Genomic DNA, 1077 nt, shown 5'->3' on the forward strand with positions numbered 1-1077 from the left:
GCGCTGAGCGTGGTCTCGTGAAAGCCGTCGAAGGGATCGCTCACGGTGAGCAGCGCCGGCCGCTCCGCCTGGAACACCTCCCACACCGTCCGGCTTTTATCCTCGGGATGCGGCGTCTGTTGGGCCCAGACGATCACCTGATCGCGCAGGCGGTCGTTCACCTCCTCGAGCGTCTTGGCGCGCAGGCGCGGCGTGAACAGCCGCTGGCGCAAGGTGCCGACCTGGTTCTCGACCTGCCCCTTCTCCCAGCCCGACGCCGGGGTGCAGGCCACCGGCTCGACCAGGTAATGCGAGCACATCTGGGCGAAGCGGCGGTTGAAGCGGCGCTCTTTGCCGACGAAGACGGCGTCCACCGCCGTCTTCATGTTGTCGTAGATGCCGCGCTCGCACAGGCCGCCGTAGAAGGCCGCGGCACGGGCGTGGGCATCGAACACCATCTCCTGGGTCTGGCGCGGGTAGACCGCCACGAACGGCATGCGGCTGTGGCACAGGCGGGCATGGGCCACCTGCACCTTGATCGTCACGCCGTCCAGGATGATCCACTCCTCCGCCCAGTCGAACTGGTACGCCTCGGCAGGCGCGAAGGTCAGCGGCACGTAGGCGTCCACCGGCCCGCCGGGCGGCTGGCGCTGCTTGAAGCGCTTGATGTAGCGGCGCACCGCGTCGTAGCCGCCCTGGAACCCGGCGTCCTTCAGCCGCCCGAAGATCCCCAGGTAGTCGAGCCGGTCGCGGGCTGGCCGCCGCTCGTTCTCCGTGATCAGCCGTTCCAGTTCCTCCTGGAACTTCGCCAGCTTCGGGAGCGGCTGGTGCTGGCGTTCGTAGCGCGGCGCCGTCTCGCCCGAGCGCAGGTATTTCGTCACCGTCTCCCGCGACACCTTCAGCGACCGGGCAATCGCCCGGATGCTCTTCCCCTTCGCGTGCTCGCGCCGTATCCGTGCAATCGTCTCCACCGTCAGCATCCCTGTCCGCCACCCCGTCGTCCGAACCCAGGGTGGTAGTCTGCCAGATCAGGGGCGGCTGGTTATTGGACGCCGATCACCCCTGAAACTGGCCCAGTGTTGCAGGCCGATGCACAGC

Annotated in this window: 1 protein-coding gene; it reads right to left on the minus strand. The window is 68.1% G+C overall.

All coding sequences use genetic code 11. The features are described from left to right. Positions 1 to 959, minus strand: a 959-nt coding sequence (istA, locus tag VEA62_RS06560) for an IS21 family transposase (RefSeq protein ID WP_324819824.1), incomplete at its 3' end; no start/stop codon positions are given. Positions 960 to 1077 lie beyond the last annotated feature (118 nt).

Origin of the sequence: Brevundimonas sp. (genome assembly GCF_035627475.1) — a bacterium.
GTDB lineage: Bacteria > Pseudomonadota > Alphaproteobacteria > Caulobacterales > Caulobacteraceae > Brevundimonas.